18 protein-coding genes and 1 pseudogene are annotated in these 19,264 nt (G+C 62.8%); 11 read left to right on the forward strand and 8 right to left on the reverse strand.

Features of this window, described 5'->3' with window-relative positions; translation table 11 throughout:
- Positions 1 to 4: 4 nt before the first annotated feature.
- Positions 5 to 1,261, reverse strand: a complete 1,257-nt coding sequence (locus tag IVB42_RS24755) for a GTP cyclohydrolase II (protein ID WP_018453693.1) — start codon at positions 1,259 to 1,261, stop codon at positions 5 to 7.
- Between the two features lie 389 nt (positions 1,262 to 1,650).
- Between IVB42_RS24755 and IVB42_RS24760 the strand changes: the two genes are divergently transcribed.
- Both IVB42_RS24760 and IVB42_RS24765 read left to right on the forward strand, forming a co-directional pair.
- Positions 1,651 to 2,778 carry a threonine synthase gene (locus IVB42_RS24760; RefSeq protein ID WP_247471290.1) on the forward strand — a complete coding sequence of 376 codons (1,128 nt, stop codon included), beginning with the start codon at positions 1,651 to 1,653 and terminating at the stop codon, positions 2,776 to 2,778.
- 104 nt (positions 2,779 to 2,882) lie between these two features.
- Positions 2,883 to 3,689 carry a class I SAM-dependent methyltransferase gene (locus IVB42_RS24765; RefSeq protein ID WP_018453695.1) on the forward strand — a complete coding sequence of 269 codons (807 nt, stop codon included), beginning with the start codon at positions 2,883 to 2,885 and terminating at the stop codon, positions 3,687 to 3,689.
- A gap of 37 nt (positions 3,690 to 3,726) precedes the next feature.
- Here IVB42_RS24765 and IVB42_RS24770 read toward each other — a convergent pair whose 3' ends face one another.
- Together IVB42_RS24770 and IVB42_RS24775 are read right to left on the reverse strand one after the other, a co-directional pair.
- Positions 3,727 to 4,542, reverse strand: a complete 816-nt coding sequence (locus IVB42_RS24770; RefSeq protein WP_018453696.1) for a DUF2927 domain-containing protein — start codon at positions 4,540 to 4,542, stop codon at positions 3,727 to 3,729.
- A 68-nt stretch (positions 4,543 to 4,610) separates the two neighbouring features.
- Positions 4,611 to 5,189 carry a L,D-transpeptidase gene (locus IVB42_RS24775; RefSeq protein WP_007596474.1) on the reverse strand — a complete coding sequence of 193 codons (579 nt, stop codon included), beginning with the start codon at positions 5,187 to 5,189 and terminating at the stop codon, positions 4,611 to 4,613.
- 266 nt (positions 5,190 to 5,455) lie between these two features.
- Here IVB42_RS24775 and IVB42_RS24780 point away from each other — a divergent pair, with 266 nt between their 5' ends.
- Together IVB42_RS24780 and IVB42_RS24785 are read left to right on the forward strand one after the other, a co-directional pair.
- Positions 5,456 to 7,003 (forward strand): acetolactate synthase large subunit, encoded by a 1,548-nt coding sequence (locus IVB42_RS24780; RefSeq protein ID WP_085349553.1) that lies wholly within the window; start codon positions 5,456 to 5,458, stop codon positions 7,001 to 7,003.
- 36 nt (positions 7,004 to 7,039) lie between these two features.
- The gene (locus IVB42_RS24785; protein ID WP_018453698.1) at positions 7,040 to 7,558 is read left to right on the forward strand and encodes a hypothetical protein; all 519 of its coding nucleotides are present in this window, start codon (positions 7,040 to 7,042) and stop codon (positions 7,556 to 7,558) included.
- Positions 7,559 to 7,602: 44 nt separating this feature from the next.
- Here the strand turns inward: IVB42_RS24785 and IVB42_RS24790 are convergent, their stop codons facing one another.
- The 4 genes and pseudogenes from IVB42_RS24790 to IVB42_RS24810 form a co-directional block, all read right to left on the reverse strand.
- A complete protein-coding gene (locus IVB42_RS24790; RefSeq protein ID WP_247296111.1) occupies positions 7,603 to 8,169 on the reverse strand; it encodes a hypothetical protein in 567 nt (188 codons plus the stop codon).
- Positions 8,170 to 8,191: 22 nt separating this feature from the next.
- Positions 8,192 to 9,793: a hypothetical protein gene (locus tag IVB42_RS24795; RefSeq protein WP_018453700.1), complete on the reverse strand. Its 1,602-nt coding sequence runs from the start codon at positions 9,791 to 9,793 to the stop codon at positions 8,192 to 8,194.
- A gap of 262 nt (positions 9,794 to 10,055) precedes the next feature.
- Positions 10,056 to 11,590 (reverse strand): annotated as a pseudogene (locus tag IVB42_RS24800) (heme peroxidase family protein).
- Positions 11,591 to 11,915: 325 nt separating this feature from the next.
- A complete protein-coding gene (locus IVB42_RS24810; RefSeq protein WP_007596464.1) occupies positions 11,916 to 12,149 on the reverse strand; it encodes a DUF3551 domain-containing protein in 234 nt (77 codons plus the stop codon).
- 254 nt (positions 12,150 to 12,403) lie between these two features.
- Here IVB42_RS24810 and IVB42_RS24815 point away from each other — a divergent pair, with 254 nt between their 5' ends.
- From IVB42_RS24815 to IVB42_RS24835, 5 genes are all read left to right on the forward strand, one after another.
- On the forward strand, positions 12,404 to 12,742 hold the full coding sequence (locus tag IVB42_RS24815; RefSeq protein WP_018453701.1) for a hypothetical protein: 339 nt from the start codon (positions 12,404 to 12,406) through the stop codon (positions 12,740 to 12,742).
- 149 nt (positions 12,743 to 12,891) lie between these two features.
- The gene (locus tag IVB42_RS24820; RefSeq protein ID WP_018453702.1) at positions 12,892 to 13,407 is read left to right on the forward strand and encodes a hypothetical protein; all 516 of its coding nucleotides are present in this window, start codon (positions 12,892 to 12,894) and stop codon (positions 13,405 to 13,407) included.
- A gap of 91 nt (positions 13,408 to 13,498) precedes the next feature.
- Positions 13,499 to 13,981, forward strand: coding sequence for a transcription elongation factor GreA (gene greA, locus IVB42_RS24825; protein WP_026232577.1), 483 nt, complete (start codon positions 13,499 to 13,501; stop codon positions 13,979 to 13,981).
- Between the two features lie 54 nt (positions 13,982 to 14,035).
- Positions 14,036 to 14,713, forward strand: a complete 678-nt coding sequence (locus IVB42_RS24830) for a hypothetical protein (protein ID WP_247296109.1) — start codon at positions 14,036 to 14,038, stop codon at positions 14,711 to 14,713.
- A 531-nt stretch (positions 14,714 to 15,244) separates the two neighbouring features.
- A complete protein-coding gene (locus IVB42_RS24835) occupies positions 15,245 to 16,603 on the forward strand; it encodes an integrase arm-type DNA-binding domain-containing protein (protein WP_026232579.1) in 1,359 nt (452 codons plus the stop codon).
- Here the strand turns inward: IVB42_RS24835 and IVB42_RS24840 are convergent.
- Entirely contained in the window at positions 16,548 to 16,874 is a 327-nt protein-coding gene (locus tag IVB42_RS24840; protein WP_083926328.1) for a hypothetical protein, read from the reverse strand. The two genes, IVB42_RS24835 and IVB42_RS24840, sit on opposite strands and share 56 nt — an antisense overlap.
- Positions 16,875 to 17,701: 827 nt before the next feature.
- Between IVB42_RS24840 and IVB42_RS24845 the strand changes: the two genes are divergently transcribed.
- Positions 17,702 to 18,013: a helix-turn-helix transcriptional regulator gene (locus IVB42_RS24845; protein ID WP_026232580.1), complete on the forward strand. Its 312-nt coding sequence runs from the start codon at positions 17,702 to 17,704 to the stop codon at positions 18,011 to 18,013.
- Positions 18,006 to 19,247, forward strand: a complete 1,242-nt coding sequence (locus tag IVB42_RS24850; protein WP_247384696.1) for a type II toxin-antitoxin system HipA family toxin — start codon at positions 18,006 to 18,008, stop codon at positions 19,245 to 19,247. Before IVB42_RS24845 ends, IVB42_RS24850 begins: the two co-directional genes overlap by 8 nt.
- Positions 19,248 to 19,264: the final 17 nt, after the last annotated feature.

Below are 19,264 nucleotides of genomic sequence, written 5' to 3' on the forward strand. Positions count from 1 at the left end.
TCGATCAGTATTTTTCCAGCGAACGCCCGACCACGCCGTCGACGTCCTTCTCCGGCGCAATGTCGGTGGAGTAATAGCCGGCGGCCTTCTTCGCGGCGATCTCGACATAGGCGTCGGCGGGAATGAGCTCGGGCGGGATCGGCACGCGCTCGACGATGTCGATGCCCTGCGAGGTCAAAGCGTCATGCTTCATGTCGCTCATCGAGAGGAAGCGGTCGATGCGCTTCAGGCCCAGCCAGTGGATGGTGTCGGGCATCAATTGCTGGAAGCGCGCGTCCTGGACGCCGGCGACGCATTCGGTGCGCTCGAAATAGGCGGCGGCCGCATCGCCGTCCTCCTGGCGCTTGCGCGCATTGTAGACCAGGAACTTCGTGACCTCGCCGAGCGCGCGGCCTTCCTTGCGGTTGTAGATCACGAGCCCGAGTCCGCCCTCCTGCGCGCCGCGCGCGGATTCCTCGATGCCGTGAATGAGGTAGGGCCGGCAGGTGCAGATATCGGAGCCGAACACGTCGGAGCCGTTGCACTCGTCATGCACGCGGCAGGTGATCTTGGTGCGATGGTCCGGCAGCTTGGTGACGTCGCCGAACATGTAGACGGTGGTGCCGCCGATCGGCGGCAGAAACACCTTCATGTCCGGCCGGGTCACGAGCTCAGGGAACATGCCGGCGGTCTGCTCGAACAGCGTGCGCCGCAGCTCGGTCTCGTTGGTCGCAAAGCGCTCCGCAAGGCCTGGCAGATACCAGACCGGATCAATCGCGATCTTCACCACCGACACGCTGCCATTGGCGTGCACGACGTCGCCGTCGGCGCGCAGGCGCTTGGCGGCGAGCGCCTCGCGGATCTCCGGCAGGTCCAGCCGCGCGCGCGTCACCGCGATGCTCGGCCTGATGTCGATGCCCTCGGCGATGTCCTTGCCGAAATTCTCGGCGACGAGATGCCCCCAGGGATCGAGCGCGACGATCTTGGCGGGATCGCTCCATTGCGGGAACGGCCCGATGGTCGCCGCGGGAAACGTGTTGGTGAGGTCGGGCCTACGAATCGGATCGAGCGCGCCGGCGGACACCGCGAGCGCGCGGTACATCGCATAGGAGCCGCCATGGCTGCCGATCACGTTGCGATCTCCCGCGCGCGACACCGTGCCGATGATCGGACCGCGGGTGCGTGCGTCGGCGGCGCCCCAGTGGATCGGGAAGGCGGCTGTCCTGCCCGGCTCCGGATGGGAGGTGAGGCGGATGTGGTCGGTACGGTTCGCGCGGCTCATGACCAAACTCCTAAAAAGCCAACGGCCCGCCGCTCGGACGGGCCTTGGCTCGTCGCGCTGCCGATGCGGAACACCGGCGGCGCGAGCTCAATCCAACATATTGTAGCGGGCAGTCGCGACAGACAAGTTAATCGTGCTGCGCGGGGGCGGGGCGGTTCGCGGCCAAATTCCTGTCGTCCCGCGACCCGGCAGCGCTTGCCCGAGTCCCACGCTACCGCACTGGCGGAGCTCTCCGCCACCGCAGTAAGATGATGAAGTAATTATGGTTTTCACGTTTTCAAGAGGCGCCACACGGTTGGCGTGCCGGGCGTCGAGTTTCCGGACAAAACGTGTCATCAAACCAAAACGTACAGATCGCCTTTGCCGCATCGCCTTCCTTGGAGACCGCCATGCCCGCCCCCGCCTACATCGACCCCCGCAACGGTAAGCTCTTTCCGCTGGACCAGCCGCGCTGGTGCTCGGACGAGCGCACGCCGCTGCTGGTGACGCCCGGGGCAGGGATGTCGCGGGAGGAGATCGAGCCGCGCACGCGTTCGCTCTGGCGCTACCGGGCGGCGCTGCCGGTCGAGATCAAGACTCCGATCACGCTCGGCGAAGGCTGCACGCCACTGGTGCAGCAGGCCTGGGGCGAGCTGCGCCCGTTCTTCAAGCTCGAATGGTTCAACCCGACCGGCAGTTTCAAGGACCGGGGCTCCGCCGTGATGCTGTCCTTCCTTCGGCAGATCGGCGTCGACGCCATTCTGGAGGACTCGTCCGGCAATGGCGGCTCGTCGATGGCGGGTCTCGGCGCCGCCGGCGGCATGCGCGTGAAGATTCTCGCGCCGGCCTCGACATCGCCGGCCAAGATCGCGCAGGTCCGCGCCTATGGCGCGGCGGTGCAGCTGGTCGAGGGCCCGCGCGAGGAATCGGAGGCCGAGGCAATCCGGCAGTCGAGCCAGACCTTCTATGCCAGCCACAATTGGCAACCGTTCTTCCTCGAAGGCACCAAGTCGCTCGCCTATGAGATATGGGAGGACCTCGGCTTCCGCGTCCCCGACAACGTCATCGTGCCCGTCGGCGCCGGCAGCAGCCTTTTGGGTTGCGCCCTTGGTTTCCGTGAGCTGTTGAAAGCCGGCCAGATCACCAGGCTGCCGCGCCTGTTCGCGGCGCAGCCGCTCAACTGCTCGCCGATCGATGCAAGCTTCAAGGCCGGCGTCGACACCCCTGTCGCGCGCGAGGTGAACAAGACCATCGCCGAAGGCACCGCGATCAAGCATCCGCTGCGCCTGCGCGAGATCATCGGCGCGTTGCGCGAGAGCGGTGGCGGCACTGTCGCGCTGACCGAGGACGAGATCGTCGCCGCGCTGCGGCGTCTTGCGCGGCAGGGCCTGTTCGCCGAGCCGACCAGCGCAAGTGCTGCCGCCGCGCTGGAGAAACTATCCGTCACCGGTAGCATCAAGGCGACCGAGACCACGGTCGCGGTCCTCACCGGCACCGGCCTCAAGGCCGCGACCATCGTTGCCGATCTCGTGCAATAGGACCGCCAGGGAGGCGAAGCCGTCGCCGTCATGGGCTTGCGTTGAACCTTTGGCATCCGTCGTCAGCCTCATGAAAAACTGACATTGAGCGAAGGGAGAGTTCCATGGCCGACCAAGACCCGTTTGCTGGTTTCAAGGCAGTCCAGAAGGAAGCCTGGTCGCTGTTCACGCCGATGGAAGTGTTCACCACGCCCTCGGCCGCCAAGCTCGTGAGCTTCGCCGGGGTCGCGACCGGCCAAATGCTGCTCGACGTCGGATGCGGCACCGGCGTTGCCGCGATCACGGCGGCGCGCCGCGGTGCGAAGGTCAGGGGTCTCGACCTGTCGCCGGTCCTGCTCGAGCGCGCCCGCGAGCACGCGCAGCTGGCGAATCTCGATGTCGACTTCGCCGAAGGCGACGCCGAAAGCCTGCCCTATGGCGACAACGAGTTCGACGTGGTGCTCAGCCAGTTCGGCCACATGTTCGCGCCGCGTCCCAAGGTCGCCATCGGCGAGATGCTGCGCGTGCTGAAGCCCGGCGGCACCATCGCCTTCTCCACCTGGCCGCCGCATCTCTATGTCGGCCGGATGTTCGCGCTGATCGGCCGCCATCTGCCGCCGCCCGAGGGCGTGGCCTCACCGGTGTCGTGGGGCGATCCGAAGATCGTCGCCGAACGTCTCGCAGGGAAAGCGAAGGATATCACCTTCGAGATGGACATCATGACGCCGTCCGCACTCAGCCCGCAGCATTTCCGCCGCACCATGGAAACGACGATCGGGCCTTTGATCAAGCTCGTCGCCCAGTACAAGGACGAGCCGGACAGGCTGCGGAGTTTTCGCAGCGAGTTCGAGGCGCTGATCTCCGAATATTACGACGGAAGCAACAACGTGATGCGCCAGCAATTTTTGATGTCGAAGGCGAAGAAGGCGTAAAGCCGCGCCACGGTGCTTTCCTTCTCCCCTTGCGATCTCACTCCTTCAGATCGTTCACGCGCCTTACCCAAATGCGTACATCGGTGAGCACGTCGGGCAGCGCCGCCTTGACCTCAGCCACGGTCATGCCGGCCTTGATGCGGGGATCGTAGAGCAGGTTGAGGATGTACTGGTCATAGACGTCGAAATAGCCCATCGAGACGTTGTCGTTGAACATGGTCCAGGGCACGCTGGCGGTGTCGTTGATCGGGCCGAGCGATTGCAGCAGCTCCTCATAGGCGCAGTCGAGGAAGGTGAAATCGCCGTTGTCGACGGTGAGGATGACGTCGGAATGCTCGATCTCGAAATTGTCGTTCTTGCGGAAGCCGGACAGGCATTGCGGATCGAGCGAGGTGCGGATCTCGCGGGCCTTCTCCGCACCGTAGAAGCTCGAGATGGTGCGGAACAGATCGCGGTCGCGCACGAGCTTCACGCGCACATTCGCCGCTTCGCTGGAGTCGATCATGGCGATGTCGAGATGCTGCACGCGCTTGCCGATGTCGGCTACGACTTTCGCGAGCTGCGCCTTGCGGTCGGCGCGATCGCTCTCGGCGAACACGCGCACCGGTCCGTCGAACTTGCGGATGCGATCGACACGGCCGGCAAGGTGGTATTCGGCGCCGAACGCCGTCTTCAGAAAGCCGTCGACGATCTCGCCGTCGGTAAAGCTCTTCTTCTCGGCGCGCTGGCGCGAAGCGATCGCGGGCAATTCGCCCGCGACGGCGATGGTAGCGGTGTCAGGCGCGAACGCGACGGTGGCGAGCGCCAGCAGCACGATGCGAAAGCCGGACGGAGACGGGGCCAATGCGCTCATTGCCAGGCGACGCTGCCGTATTCGGAACCGACGCACAAGGCCGCATATCCACGCGCCGCCGATTCTTGCTAGTTGTTCAGCACGACCACCGTGGTGCCGACCCCGACGCGGCCGTAGAGGTCGGTGACGTCGTCATTGGTCATGCGGAAGCAGCCCGAGGACACCGCCTGGCCGATCGTCTCCGGCTCGTTGGAGCCGTGGATGCGATAGAGTGTCGAGCCCAGATACATCGCGCGCGCACCGAGCGGATTTTCGACGCCGCCCTTCATGTGACGCGGCAGGTCCGGCCGGCGCGCCAGCATCTGTGACGGCGGCGTCCAGTCCGGCCATTCCTTCTTGGCGGTGATCCGGTGCACGCCGCCCCAGCGGAAGCCGTCGCGGCCGACACCGATGCCGTAGCGCAGGGCCTGGCCGTTCTGGAGCACCAGATAGAGCCGGCGCTCCGAGGTGTTCACCACGATCGTGCCCGGGGCGTAGTTGCCGTTATACATGACGGTGGTGCGGGGAACTGGGCTCGAGCCGCCGCGGAAGAAATTCGGGCCGCCGCCCATGATGTCGCGCGAGTCGAACTCCTCGGCGAAGGCGCCGCCGGCGGTCGCCGACAGCAGTGCGATGGCGGCAATCGGCGCGGCAAAATACCGGATCATTGTTCCCCCAGCAAAAAATCGATTCAACTGAAGTTACAGGCCATATTTGCGGGCTTTCCGCAAGCCACGGCCTCGTGAGACGGGGCATCCTTAACGGTTGGCGTTACCAAACCGGCAACCGCGCCAATTTGCCGGAAAGTATTAGCCAAACCAGCGCATCGCCGCGCGGGGCAGGGCGGCGACGCCGGCTATTGCTTTGACGAGACGAGCGAACAATGATTGATCGGATGGATTGTTGGAACATTGCCGGTTGCGGGAGCTGACGGATGAACGGTGCGGAAAGTCTGGTGCGGACGATGGTCAAGGGCGGGGTCGACGTCTGCTTCTCCAACCCCGGCACCTCCGAGATGCATTTTGTCGCAGCGCTCGACCGCGTGCCCGGCATGCGTTGCGTGCTCGGCCTGTTCGAAGGCGTGGTGACCGGCGCCGCCGACGGCTATTTCCGCATGAAGGGCACGCCGGCCTCGACGCTGCTGCATCTCGGCCCCGGTCTTGCCAACGGCCTTGCCAATCTGCACAACGCCAAGAAGGCGAATTCCGGCATCGTCAACATCGTCGGCCAGCACGCCGTCTACCACATCGACTACAACGCGCCGCTGACCTCCGACATCGAGGGCCTGGCCCGGCCGATGTCGTCCTGGGTCCGCACTTCGCCGGACTCCAAATCGGTCGCCGCCGACGGTGCCGCGGCGATCGCCGCCGCCAAGAGCGCGCCGCCGCAGATCGCGACCCTGATCCTGCCCGCCGACACCGCCTGGAACGAAGCGGACGGCATCGCCGAGGTTCCGGCCGAGCAGCAGCGCGCGAGCTATTCGCCGCAGGCGGTCGAGCAGGCCGCAAAGATCCTGCACGGCGACGGCGAGGGCACGCTGCTGCTGATGACCGGCAGTGCGCTGAGCGAGCAGGGCCTGGCGCTGGCCGAGCGCATCGCCGCCAAGACCGGTTGCACCGTGATGGGCCCGACCTTCCGTCCCAGGATGGCGCGCGGCCGCGGCCGCTTCTCGATCGACCGCATCCATTACGTGATCGACAACGCGCTGCAGATGCTGGCCAGGTTCCGCCATATCGTGCTGGTCGAGTCCGACGATCCCGTGGCGTTCTTTGCCTATCCGAACAAGCCGAGCATCCTCAAGCCCGAGGGCTGCGAGGTGCATCGCATGACCTCCTGGGGGGAGAATTCGGTCGCTGCACTGGAAGCGCTCGCCGGCGCGGTGAAGGCCAGCGCGAAGGACGTCAAGCCGCAGGCCGCGGCTGAGCTGCTCAAGCCGACCGGCGCACTGACCCACGCCTCGATCGCGCAATCGATCGCCTATGCGATTCCGGAGAACGCGATCCTGGTCGACGAATCCCTCACCACCGGCCGCGCCTTCTTCCCGCCGACAGCGGCGGCTGCTCCGCACGACTGGCTCCAGAACATGGGCGGCTCGATCGGCTTCTCGACGCCGCTCTCGATCGGTGCCGCGATCGCCTGCCCGGACCGCAAGGTGATCTGCATGGTCGGCGACGGCAGCGCGATGTACACGATCCAGTCGCTGTGGACGCAGGCGAGAGAAAACCTCAACATCGTCACCATCGTGTTCGCCAACCGCATCTACCAGATCCTGCGCGGCGAGTTCGACAATGTCGGCGCCGGCGAGCCCGGACAGCGCGCCAACGACATGCTGCGGCTCGACCGGCCGACGCTGGATTTCGTGGCACTGGCCAAGGGCATGGGCGTGCCCGGCCGCGCCGTCACCAACGCGGACGAGTTCAACAAGGCGCTGGCCGAGGCCGTCGCCGAGCCCGGACCGCGGCTGATCGAAGTCCAGATGTAGGGCACCGCATCAGGAGCGCCGAGGGCCGGGGGCAAGATGCAGACCGAGCTGAACAAGGTGATCGCGGCACTCCGGGACTTCTACGCACACGAAACATTCCTGTTCGAGAAGGACATCGGCGAGCGTGCCATCACGCACCGCTTCGCCGTGCATCTGGAGAAGCAGTTCTGCGGCTGGTCGGTCGATTGCAACTACGACCGGCTAGGCGAGCGTACGCTGCATCTGCCGCACGGCACCATCATCTCGACCGACGATCATCTGGGCAAGTCGATCTACCCTGACGTCGTGGTGCATCAGCGCGAGATCCCGAACAATTTGCTCACCATGGAGATCCGCAAGGCCAGCAATCACACCGCGCTCGACCACGACCAGCACAAGCTGATGGCGTTGACCGATGCGCATGTCTGGTTCGCCTTTTGGATCGGCGTGCTGCTGGTGCTGGACAAGGACAACGTGACGATCTCGGAAGTCTATGTCAGCGGCGTCCTCGATCAGCCGCTGTCGCGCTGGTTCGCCACGCGGCTGGAGGAGGTCGGCCTCGGGATGGCGCGTTAAGGCGTGTGCCGAATTGTCGCCTTTAATTCAGCTATTCCCTTGAGTCATAGCCCAAGCGCGATCTCGGCCCATTTCAGCATGCGGTCGCTATTGAGGAACGCCAGCACCGCCGGCTCGAGCGACGCGGTGGCGCCCGGTGCGAGCAAAGCCGTCGCGGCCACCATGTCGCAGCGTTGATTGAAGGCGAGTGAGAGCGCGGCCTTGGCGTTCCCCTCGACGCGATATGCCCGGCTGCGGCCGCGCATTGGACCGACAAGGATCTCTCGGCCGGCGGCCGTCGGCGTTGCCTTCCCAATCAGCGCCAGGTCGCCCATCTGCTCGAGGTCGCCGTCATCGGCAATGCCGGTGGCGCAATTGCAAAAGCCGAGCTTGGCGCGAACGTAGAGCTGGACTTCGCCGCCGCAATCCGCGGCCTTGCAGCGGAACGCTTTTCCTTTCCCCCAGGGATCCGCACCGAAAGGCCAGTCGATTTCCGTCCACACTGGGCGAACCTCGCCGGAGGTCGCTGTTGCGCGTGCCGGTTCACCGGATCGCAATATCCAGAGCGCTGTGGCTGAGCAGAACAGTGCGATGGCTGCGCTGGTTGCAACGAGCTTGCTTGTCAGGCGCATGGAAGTTGCCGCGACATCTTTGCTAATTCTGAGCCATCAACTTTCGTGCGGCCGCGAGGTCCTCTCGCGATGAGTCGCCATTTCTCGCGGTTTCGACGACTTTCGCGTAGTACTGGCGGGCCTTCACAGGATCCCCCGCTTTCTCGGCCGCGTGAGCGGCGCCGATCGTCGCGCCAAATCGGTTCGGCTCCTTGCGCATGGTGCTTTCGAACGCGACCAATGCCTCCGTCGCCATGCCGCGTTCGAGCAGCATGGTCCCGTAAAGCTCGCGTGCGGGGGCAAGTGGACCCGGCGTCACGATGGATTTTTCGGTCTTGTCTTCGGCATCGGCGGCAAGGCGCATCGCTTCCAACGCATCCGCCTGCTTCCCCAGGGCGTTGAGCTGCCAGGCTGTAGCGACCTGCCGCTGAATGTCCACGATTTCGGCCCAATAGGCGTCCTTGTCCTGCTGCAGCTTGTCCCGCAACTCCGCCAGCTTGGCGATGTCCGCCGTTGCCGCGTCTGCATTGCCGGAGCGCGCGGCGCCAAGGGCGCGGGCGAAATAGGTGATCGCATCGACATAGGCAAACCGGCTCGGCTCGACCTTCAGCGCGGCGGCGCCCTGCCAATCACCGCGCTCGACCATATAGCGCGCTTGGCTGGCTGCTATCGCGTAGGGACCGGCGCGGACAGCCGGCACATAGCCAGTGGTCGCAATCATGTCCGCGATGACCTCGCTGGCTCGGCTGTCCTGCGCAAGCTGGAGCAGCGCGTAGACCATATAATCGTCGGCATGCAGCTGCTCGCTGGGGTCTTTGCCCTCCTTGGCAGCCTTCGCGGAACGGCTATTGGCGTCGATGGATTCGTTCCAGTAGCCGACGCGCGTGAAGATGTGCGACGGCATATGCAAGGCGTGCGGTGCCGCCGGCGCGATCTCGGAATAACGCTTAGCAGCGTCGAGTCCTTGCTCTGCGATCGCCGGATAGTCATAGAGATGGATCAGGTAATGTGCGACGCCGGGATGCCGCGGCTGGCGCTTGAAGATCGGCTCCAGGATAGCGGCGCCCTTGAGCTGGTTGGCATAGGACTTGTCGTTTGGTGACGCCGTGACGTTCAGCGTAATGGCGTAGGCGATCTGCGCCTCGTCATCATCGGGATAGCGCGCGGCGACGGCTTCGGTTGCCCTGAGATAGGCCTGCGCACGCTGTCCAAACGTCGTCTTTTCGTCGCCCGAATAGAAGGCCAGCAGCGCATCGATATAGTCGCGTTCGCGTTCGCTCTTGGCGCCGAGTGCCTTCGCCTTCTGCAGCGCGGCGAGCCCTCCGGTGAGGTTTTCCTTCGGCGCGGCAAAATGCGGATTGTACAGCAGGCTCAGCGCAATGCCCCAATAGGCGATCGCGCATTCCGGATCGGCCTGCAGCGTCTCCTCGAAAATTTCCTTTGCGGGCCGGTACCAGAACGAGTGCTGATAACGCATCCCGCGATCAAAGCGGCGCTGCGCCACCTCGTTGCAGGAAGTCTGGAAGTGCACCTTGCCAAATTGCTCATCGGCCCCGTCTTCCGCGCGTGCGGCGGGCGTGCCGGAAATCGAGCCTAAGGTAGCGAGGGCGAGAAGAGAGACGGTTCTCAAGGCGAGCGCGCGCATCGGCCCCTCCGTTTCTGTTCAGAATAAATCTGGTCAGATGGCGCCGATAAAACCGAGGGCGCCGAAGTTCGTACTGCTGAGATCGGCAATGGCAATTGCGTTGTTGAAGGATTTCTCCATTCGCGATGCGAGTCAACAGGAAGCGGACGGATTTGCGTTAGGGAAGCACGCCTGCCAGGATCCATCCGCCCGCGCGTCGAGGCGAGTGGGTCACAAGGCCGCTCGCACGACGAGCGGCCTTGCATCATCGACCGTCATCCCCTCAATGCAGCGGATCGCCCTGGCCGAGCGCGTAGGCGACGAGGTCCTTCAGCGCGAAGCTGGAGCCGGTCACCGGCGTCCATTGCGGGTCGAGCGACAGCACGGAGGAATTATCTCCGAACATCATGCCGAGGAAGACTTCGGCGACGATGCGACCGCCCACCGGTCCGAGCTGCGGTGTCTTGACCGTGGCGGGCCCACCAGTCGCGGAGATTGGCACGTCGGTCATGTTTTGCCGCGCCTCGGCCAGGATGTAAGCCCACAGCGGACAGTTGCCGGCGAACGCGCCGTTCGCGATGCTCGCGATCTTGACTTGCGGATCGCCCGTCCCGGGCTCGTCGACGGCCTTGCCGATGATGATCTCGTCGTCGCTCAGCGGCGTCAGGTTCATCGCCCTGGCGACGGCCTGGCCCGACGGCAGTCCGAGCCGCCAGCTGCGCTCGAGATTGCGCAGCGCCAGCGACGCCGGATTGGACGCGACTTCCGGCGGCAGCTTGCGCAGCGGGTCCACCAGCGAGGCATCGATGCGATAGGCAAACTGCAGCCGCCTCTTGTTGTCGGGATTGGTGTCGACGTCCTCGACCCCGTAGGGGCGCGTGTCGAGATCGATGAAGCGGCCCCAGTCCATGGCGCGTCCCGGTCCCATGGCGCGGAAGCCGGTCAGTGCGTTGTGGTCGGGATTGTTGGGATCGGGGAAGATCTGCAGCAGCATGTTGGCCGCGTCGTTCAGCCGGTATCCAGGGCGGATCATGGAGTGCCCGAGCCGGTAGGCCGCGACCGAGAACTCGACCGGCATGAACGGATAGGTCTTCCAATGGTAGTAAGCGAGCTTGCTGCGATCGTAGTGACCCGCGGTCTTCAGCTGGTCCAGCACGCTGGCGTGGACGATGCGCGGCAGGAAGTCGTTCAGCACCACATACTGATAGTGGAATCGAACGCGCTGCTGCACGTCTTCGAACGACAGGCTGTCATTGTCGTCGACCATGCGGTTGTGAAAGCGCAGCATCAAGGCCTGGAATTGCGAGACGATGCTGTTCTCGTCGTTGCGGGGTCGCCGATCAGCGCGCGGCCCTTGAAGCGCGGCAAATCGACCGCATCGGGCACGCCCGCGCCGGTGACCTTTTCGCCGAGGCGGAACTTGATGCCGTCATACATGTAGGGCTGGTCGTTCGGACCGCGGCCGTAGACATTGTCCATGTCGAGCGACGGCGTGCGGAAATCGACGAGACCGTCGGGGTCCTGCTGCTTGGTCAGCGAGCTGACCGGATCGAAGGTGATGTCGTGGTCGATGAACTGGCCGAAATAAGTGTAGAGCGAGGGAATGCCGCTCTCTTCCGCGTCCGGTCCGTCCTTCGGCCCGTCGAAGCCGGCGACCATCTTGTCGGCGAGCGCCGACAGGTTTGCGATCGTGTTGGAATCGTTCGGGCCGAATTTGGCCGGTGCGAGCTTGCGGAACATGCGGCCGAAGCGGCCTTGCGAAAGCGGCGAACGCGTTGCGTTCAGACCGCGCGGAACAATTGCGTGGCGGCTGCTCATTGAAACACCTTCCTGAAAAGTCGAATGGAAAGATCGGGCTAAGGTTTCTCGCGCTGGAGTTTGCAGCCTAGGCGCGATCACGCCTGCCACGAGCGAGATGGATCACAATTGCCCGGTATCGAAATTTTCGGAAGGTGCGCCTTTGGCCCGCAAGCCACGGCTGCGCATCGTGAATTTCTCGGTGCTGATGACGGATAACATTCTCGTCATCGACGGACGCAAGCGGCTTCGCACAGTTTCAATTCGCCGGCACGTCGGCGAAGCGGGTCGTCTTCACGCAAAAATTGTGGCGGCGCGCGCGTCATACGCGCACGCCGCCAATTCGTCAGTAGTCGCGCTGCTGCGAGAACGCGTAGCGCGGGTTGATGCCGCAATAGGACGACGTGCCGGAGGCGGTAGCGAGGCACTGCTGATAGCTGGCGAACTGGCAATTGCCGGGATAGCCCCACGAGCGGCCCTGGATGCAATATCGATCGTTCGCAGGATGTGCCTGGGCTGCCGGGGATGCTACGGCGAGCAGGGCCGCGAGCGATGCGAGAGTGAGGATCGTGCGACGCATGTCAGTCTCCTTCGAGAGCGAGTGGGTGGGAATGTCAGCGAGCCTGGCTCGTCTGTTGCGCAGTCATGCCTGTATTGGTGTCGCCAGAATGCTTTGCGTTCGCGACAAGGCGCATCATGACGCAGCCTGCTGCCGGCAATGTGATCTCGGCCACAGTTCACCATGGGGTTCGAGCCCATCGTGAACGGACTTGCACGCGTCGATCCCGCAGAAATACGCTTGCCTTATTCGGATCAGGTATTTTGGAGGTTCTAATGCAGAAATCATACTTGCTGGCTGCGACAGCAGCGCTGGCGCTTCTCATGCAGACACCGCTCGCGTTGGCGCAGGGCGCACCAGCCGCCGCCGGAACCGCGGCGCCTGCGGCGACAACCGCCGCGCCGGCAGCGACGCCGGCAGCGCCGGGCGCAACCAACGACACCTCCAGCCAGCCGACCGACTCCAAGAAGAGTGCGTCGAAGAAGCCGGCGAAGAAGAAGATGACGCGGCAGCAGGAGATCGATCACTCGGTCGACAGCGGCACGGTGCCCGCGCGCTACCGCAGCTCGGTGCCGAAGCAATACCAACAATACATTCCGTTCGATAAGCAGTGACGGATCGCACGGCAGCGCGGCGTGATCGAGCATCGCCCCGCCAATGCCATCACGTGAAATAGGATCTTGGCCGGACGGAATCCGGCCATACATCCCCAGTGGCGGTCCGCGCGAGCGGTGCTAGAGTAGGTCGAAGCCTGGGGGGAGTAATGAGTGACGACGTGAAGGATGCTGGCCTCGTGGCCATGATCAGCAGCATCCTGGGAGGCAACAGGCGCGCCGCAGAAAGCATTGCGCCGCCGCCGCTCATCGAGGTTCCGCCGCCGACCGCGCCGACGAACGGATTTGAGCTGGTCGAGCCGCCCGCCGCCGATACGCCGCCGGCCAACCTCGAGGGCAAGCCCGAAACAAATTCCGAGAACGCGCCCGATGCGGCGCTGGCCCCCGCGAAGCCAGTCGAGCCGCCAGCGAAGATCGCCACGACACCTGATGGCAAGCAGTTGCTGCCTGCTGAAGCGATCGCCGATCTCGTCCTGGGTGAGTTGCGCAAGCTCGAGAATTTTCCGGCGACCGGCGCCTCCGTCACGGTCTACGGCTACAGGCACTGGAACGCGATGATCACCTTCGCGCCGTTCTCGACCACGTTCCGGGATGCCACGCGGTTCCGGCAGGCCATGCCGGACATCGTTTTCAAGCTGCGCCGTTTCGTCGTACTTGAGATATGATCCGGGATGATCGCCAGCTTCTGCCCGCCGCGATTGCTTGCGGCGCGAAGGCGCGGGCCGTGAGCCCGAACAGTTCGACAGGATTTTCGACTTGAGCGTTGCCTTTACCAAGGAAGAGAGCGCGGAAACCGCCGCCGAGACGCTGTTGCCGGATCGGCCGATCTCGCCGCATCCAAACCTCGTGACGGAAGCAGGCTTGCAGGCATTGCAAAAGCAGCTTCAGGACGCGCGCGAGGCCTATGAAGCCGCGCAAGCCATCGAGGACGTCAACGAAAAGCGCCGGCAGTCGGCGGTGCCCTTGCGTGACGCCCGCTATCTCACCGAACGGCTGCGCACGGCGCAGGTCATTCCCGCCCCGGCCTCGACCGATGTCGTCGCCTTCGGCAGCACGGTGACCTTCAGCCGCGCCGATGGCCGCGTGCAAACCTATCGCATCGTCGGCGAGGACGAAGCCGATCCCAAGGCCGGCACGATCTCATTCGTGGCACCGGTGGCGAAGTCGTTGATGGGGAAGGCGGTCGGGGATGTCGTGGGGTCCGGTGCGCAGGAGATCGAGATTTTGTCGATTGGGTAGGGGGCGTTTATCGATGGTTTCCGCTGTGTCCGCGCAACAAGGCGCGATAGCTGGATGAGGCGGTTTCTATCGGGAGCATTGCCGTTTTACGCGCTGGCCGGGTTGGCCATGTGCATGTACCTCGTCCTGTACAGGACAAACCTCTTCGACCTGAACGCCATCGTCCAGGATGCGACCGGTTCGGCGTGGTTTCCGGCTTTCATATTCGTCTGCGTGCTGCTGGAGGCGGTCTTCCCGTATTTTGGCTATTTCCCCGGAACCGCTCTCATCTTGATGTCCGTGGCGCTCAATCCGAAGCCCGCGGACGTCTCCGTTTTCATCGTGGCATGGCTGGCCATCATCCTGGGCGCCGTCCTGAGTTACGGACAGGCTCGTTTTTTCAGACCGCTGTTGCAGCGAGTTGCCTCAAAGGCGGCACTGAACCGGTGTGAGTCCCTCCTCGACGCCTACGGTCCTTACGCGCGCATTGCGCTGTTCGTTCATCCTAACGCCTGCGCGATGTATTTCACGGCACTCGGACTCCTCGGCCGCAAGCTGACGCGCGAGCTCGCCTATCTCGGCGTGGGTGCAGCAGCCTCCGTGGGCATTCTGTTCGTCGTGGTGACCAGACTTGTGTCGTCCGTAGGCACCACGGACGATGGAGAATTGCAGCTGCTGCTGGCCGCAGCGCTGGTTATTATCGGCACCCTGGTCGGTTTGTACGCAGCCTGGCGACCGGCGCGGGTTGCGTGAAGCTTGATGCGATCGCGCTTCAGGTCCCCGCGATGATGCCATCATGCCGGTGTTTTGCCCGACGAGTCAAATTCTATTTCGGAAAAGTCGCAATCCCGTAACTCATTGATCCGACTGAGGTCGGCTACTGTGCATGGGGTTGTTTTCGCTGTTTTTGATTTGGACGGGTGAAGACAGCCGCCGAGCGTCGGTTATCTTCCGCAGCAAATTATGGTTCAGGAAGGTGAATGGTGGGCGCACAAGGGATCGAACCTTGGACCTCTCCCGTGTGAACCACAACTGGTGGACTGTAGCCAACCTAATCCAGCCATAGTTTTATTGCAAAAGTCCTTGTAAGGTAAGGACTTGTGGCCATATTGGACCATCCGTGGCCTCGGTTGGCCTTACCACATGTTGTATGTCCCTGCTGTGCCCTTCAGAGGATTTCCCTTAGGGCACATTAACTGGGAACGCGAAGGCAATGGCTTGTGGTCCATTTCTTCTAGGATCGCCGCGACCCGTCTCAGGGCGCAAGGAGCGAGAGCACAAACGATGGAAAAGAGTAAAGAATCTCTCAGAGCTGAAGGAACGACGAACTACCTGAGACTCACTGACGCGGCCATCCGTGCGGCGACGCTGCCGCCGGGCAAATCGCAGCACTATCTGCACGACACAGAGCAGCCGGGGCTCGCGATCAGGATGCGCGCGACGGGTGGCAGGACCTGGGTCTTCATGTTCACAAAGCCTGGGACGAAAGGCACCCAACGCAAGACGCTGGGTGCATGGCCCAAATTCAATGAGAAGGCCGCGCGCAGGGCCGCCACCGTCGTCGCTGGGGAGGTGGTCATTGGGATCGATCCCAATGAGGGCAAGCGCGAGGCGAAGCGGCAAGCGCTGGCCGAGCGGCAGTGCACGACACTGGCGACCTTGATCGTTGAAGATGGCCCCTACGAAATGTCCCTGACCGGGCGCCAGGTCGTCAACTGGAAACCGGCTATGTCGGCACTCCGACGCGGTCTGAAAGATCATTTCGACCTCGCCATCGCCGAGCTCACGCGACGGCAAATCATGGCGGCGGTGGACAGGATCGGCAAGACCGGCAAGCGCGGCGCAGCAAAGGACTTGCGCAAGCACACGCACACGTTCCTCGAATGGTGCGTCGGCGAAGGCTACGTCGAGCACAACGTGCTCGCCGGCTATCGCGTGCCCAAGGAGACGCGCGCGCAGCGGGTCGGGCGCCGAACGAAGGGCCGGGCGCTGCCCGACGAGGAGATCATCAAAGTCTGGCACGCATCCGGCAAGCTTGGGACGTTTGGGCTATTGACGCGAATGTGCCTACTTGGCGGCCCGCGCCGCAGCGAGCCAGCCATGATCGAGTGGCAAAATCACGTCATGGATGACCGCATCACTTTCGAGGCAGCATGGACCAAGATGGGCGTTTACCACGACGTGCCGCGTACCCACCTCGTTGACGAGGTGCTTACGGCCGCAAAACATTTCCAGCGTGCGACGTCGGACTATGTCTTCCCGTCACCGAAGACCGGCGGCCAGATATCGGGCTTCACAAACTTGGTCGACCGCCTGGTCAAGGAAGCGGGTGTCGCCAAGTTCACAATGCATGACTTAAGGCGCAGCTTGCGAACCATCATGTCACGCTGCGGCTATGACAACGAAATCCAGCGGTTGTGTGTCGGGCAAAAGCCGCGCGGGATCGATCAGGTCTACAATCACGACGAACAGTGGATCATCCGCAAGATGGCGTTCGAAGCTGCTCATGACTACATCGCGGAGTTGGTCGGCGCTAAACGGGGAGGCAAGGTCGTGCGCCTGCAGCGGACGAATCCGCTCGATCCCATCAAGGCCGAATTGCTTGGCCGTCTTCGCGAGCATTATGCGGCTGCGACGACTTAGTTGTCTCATCGCGTCCGGCCAGATAGTCGCGCACCGCATCAACTCGGTAAAGCGGGCGGCCATCGATGTAGCGCCATTTCAGCGGGTGGTTCGGATTGCGCCGCCATAGCTCCAGGGCTCCAGGCGTGCGCCGGATCACGGCGGCCGTTTCTAATGCCGTTAAGTTTGAGCTGCCCGGCAGCGAATCGATATCGAACGTCGCGGGCGGCGGCATGCCGCGATTCTTCCGAGGTCGCTTCATGGTGCGGAGCGTCTCCTTCAAGTGGCCCATCGTCAACTCTCACGATTGAAGCGAGCGAGGCTCTTGTGTATTTGCCTGGTCGCTTCTTGGGCGGGGACGTCAAGAGAATCAACGCAGTCGTCGAACTTTCCCTGTCGAGTGCCGCCGATTTGACCATCATGCTCCGGTTGATGTTGCATAGGAACACGTTAATTGCGCGTCGTAGGATTGGATATCAACGCGAATAGAAGAAAAGTTGCTGGTACTAGCCGAGACCACTCCGCTCGCATTGCGGCCCTGCGAGTGGCCACGTCAGCGGCCCGGTCACGCCCGCAGGCTATTGGCCGTCGTGGGAAGCATGTCGAAGAATGAAAAACGAATTGATAGGTAGTTCGACGCTTCGTAGCTACATCGAGGCGGGCCGGCGGACATCGGAATTGATTTGGCAATACGGACTTGCTTGGCGCCAAAGGCGCCTCACGGAAACGACTCGGCACGACGCCACTAGGACGGCGCGTCATGGAAGAACTTCGATGATCCATCTACCGACCGCTTTCAACTGGCGTTCCATAAAAGCGACGCACCGCGTTCCAGGATCCGGTTCGTTCGCTGGCGGCCATTCCTATGCGCCCAATGCACGCGAGCGCCATGGGAATCTGTGTCAACCTGGCGATAAGATCTGGCTCCTTCATCGCGTCAGGCGCATTAGCCCCAAGGGCCATTCTGGCAGCAGGGTCAACAGTTCAGACGACATTGCCGCTGGAATAAGATATGTTTAAGCATCATTGTCGATAAAGAAGATCTGTTTACGTTTCGCTTGACTGCGATGTGTGATCTGTTTACATATCATTTCGGTATTAATGATCCGAGAACATATCATGGCTTCGGCTCCAAACCCGCTGCTCGAGGAACTTGGCCTACACTTTCGCAGAGCGCGAAGGGCTGCTGGCCTCTCCCAGGAGCAAGTCGCCCTCCGGGCGAACATTAGCAGGCCCCGCTATCGCGACATTGAAACGGGTGCCGCTGCAGCGCGCGCAACGACACTCGTCAACGTTGCTCGCGCCCTTGGCATGGAAATGATGCTGATTCCGCAAGCGATGGTACCGGCTATTCAATCAATGCTGCAGCCAGCTACGGGCGATGATGACCATCCTGCGTTCACGTCAGATGTTGAGGAGGAGCATGAATAAGCCTGTCCTCGCGGCTGAACGTATCCAATCGCTCGACATCTCATTAAACGATCTTGCCGTCGGCACGCTCGTGCGAACGCCGGGCGACTACAGCGCATTCAATCTCTTGCCCGCGTATCGGAGCTTGAACGACCCTCCGATCTTCAGCCTGTCGCTTCGCTCGGCGGATGGCAGCCTCCGCCGGGATCCCAAACCCATACGCGGCGCGCTGCCGCCGTTCTTCGCGAACTTGCTGCCCGAAGAGAAACTGCGCGAAGCAATGGAAAAGCACCACGCAGCGTCAGTAAGACCTGGAAACGACTTCGATCTCTTGGCAGCACTGGGGACAAATCTACCGGGAGCGGTACGAGCGTTGCCGAGCGACGGCGTTCCCGTTCCGGCCGGGCCAGAATCAGAAGGCAAGAAGAAGGCGCGCTTTTCGCTCGCCGGTGTCCAGATGAAGCTCTCCGTCATCAAAAATACCGGAAAAGGGGGGATCACGCTCGCCGTCGACGATGAGCAAGGGCAGTACATCGCGAAATTTCCCTCCCTCACCCACATTGGGCTTTCGGAAAACGAATTCGCGATCCTAGCCTTAGCGGAAGCGCTAGGGATGGAAGTGCCTGCACGTGAGCTCGTCGAAAAGACGGATTTCGCCGGCATTCCGGAAGAGCTTAACACCATGTCCACGGGCAAAGTGCTTCTTGTCCGTCGCTTCGATCGCGGTGCCGATGCAGCGCGCGTGCATATGGAGGACTTTGCACAGGTCTTCGGCCGCTATCCCTCCGAGAAATATACCGGTGCGGCGTATCACAATATCGCGGCCGCGCTGAACAGCGGTGTCTCGTTCGATTCCGCGATCGAATTTGTCCGTCGTCTTGCGCTCTCCGCGATCACGGGCAATGGCGACATGCATCTCAAGAATTGGTCGTTACTGTATCCTGGAGAGGGACGGAGGCCTACGTTGGCGCCAATCTACGACGTGCTCTCAACAGTTTCCTATATCCCGAAAGATGGTCTAGCATTGAGCCTTGCGGGCGAAAAGTCATTCAAGCCCCTGACTCCAGAGCGCTGGCGCAATTTCGCGAACCGCAGCCGTCTTCCAGAGGGGGCAGTGGTGACGGCTGTAGCTGAGACCGCGGCGGCCGTGCGCGACAAGTGGTCAGTTCTTCCAGAACGCGACGTCGTGCCTGGGCAGGTTCTCGAACGGATCGATGCACATATCGACGAAATGGTATCCATCCTTGACCCTTAGGCGCGGCACTGATTGCA

Origin of the sequence: Bradyrhizobium sp. 45, from assembly GCF_023073155.1 — a bacterium.
In the GTDB taxonomy this organism is placed as follows: Bacteria; Pseudomonadota; Alphaproteobacteria; order Rhizobiales; family Xanthobacteraceae; genus Bradyrhizobium; species Bradyrhizobium canariense_D.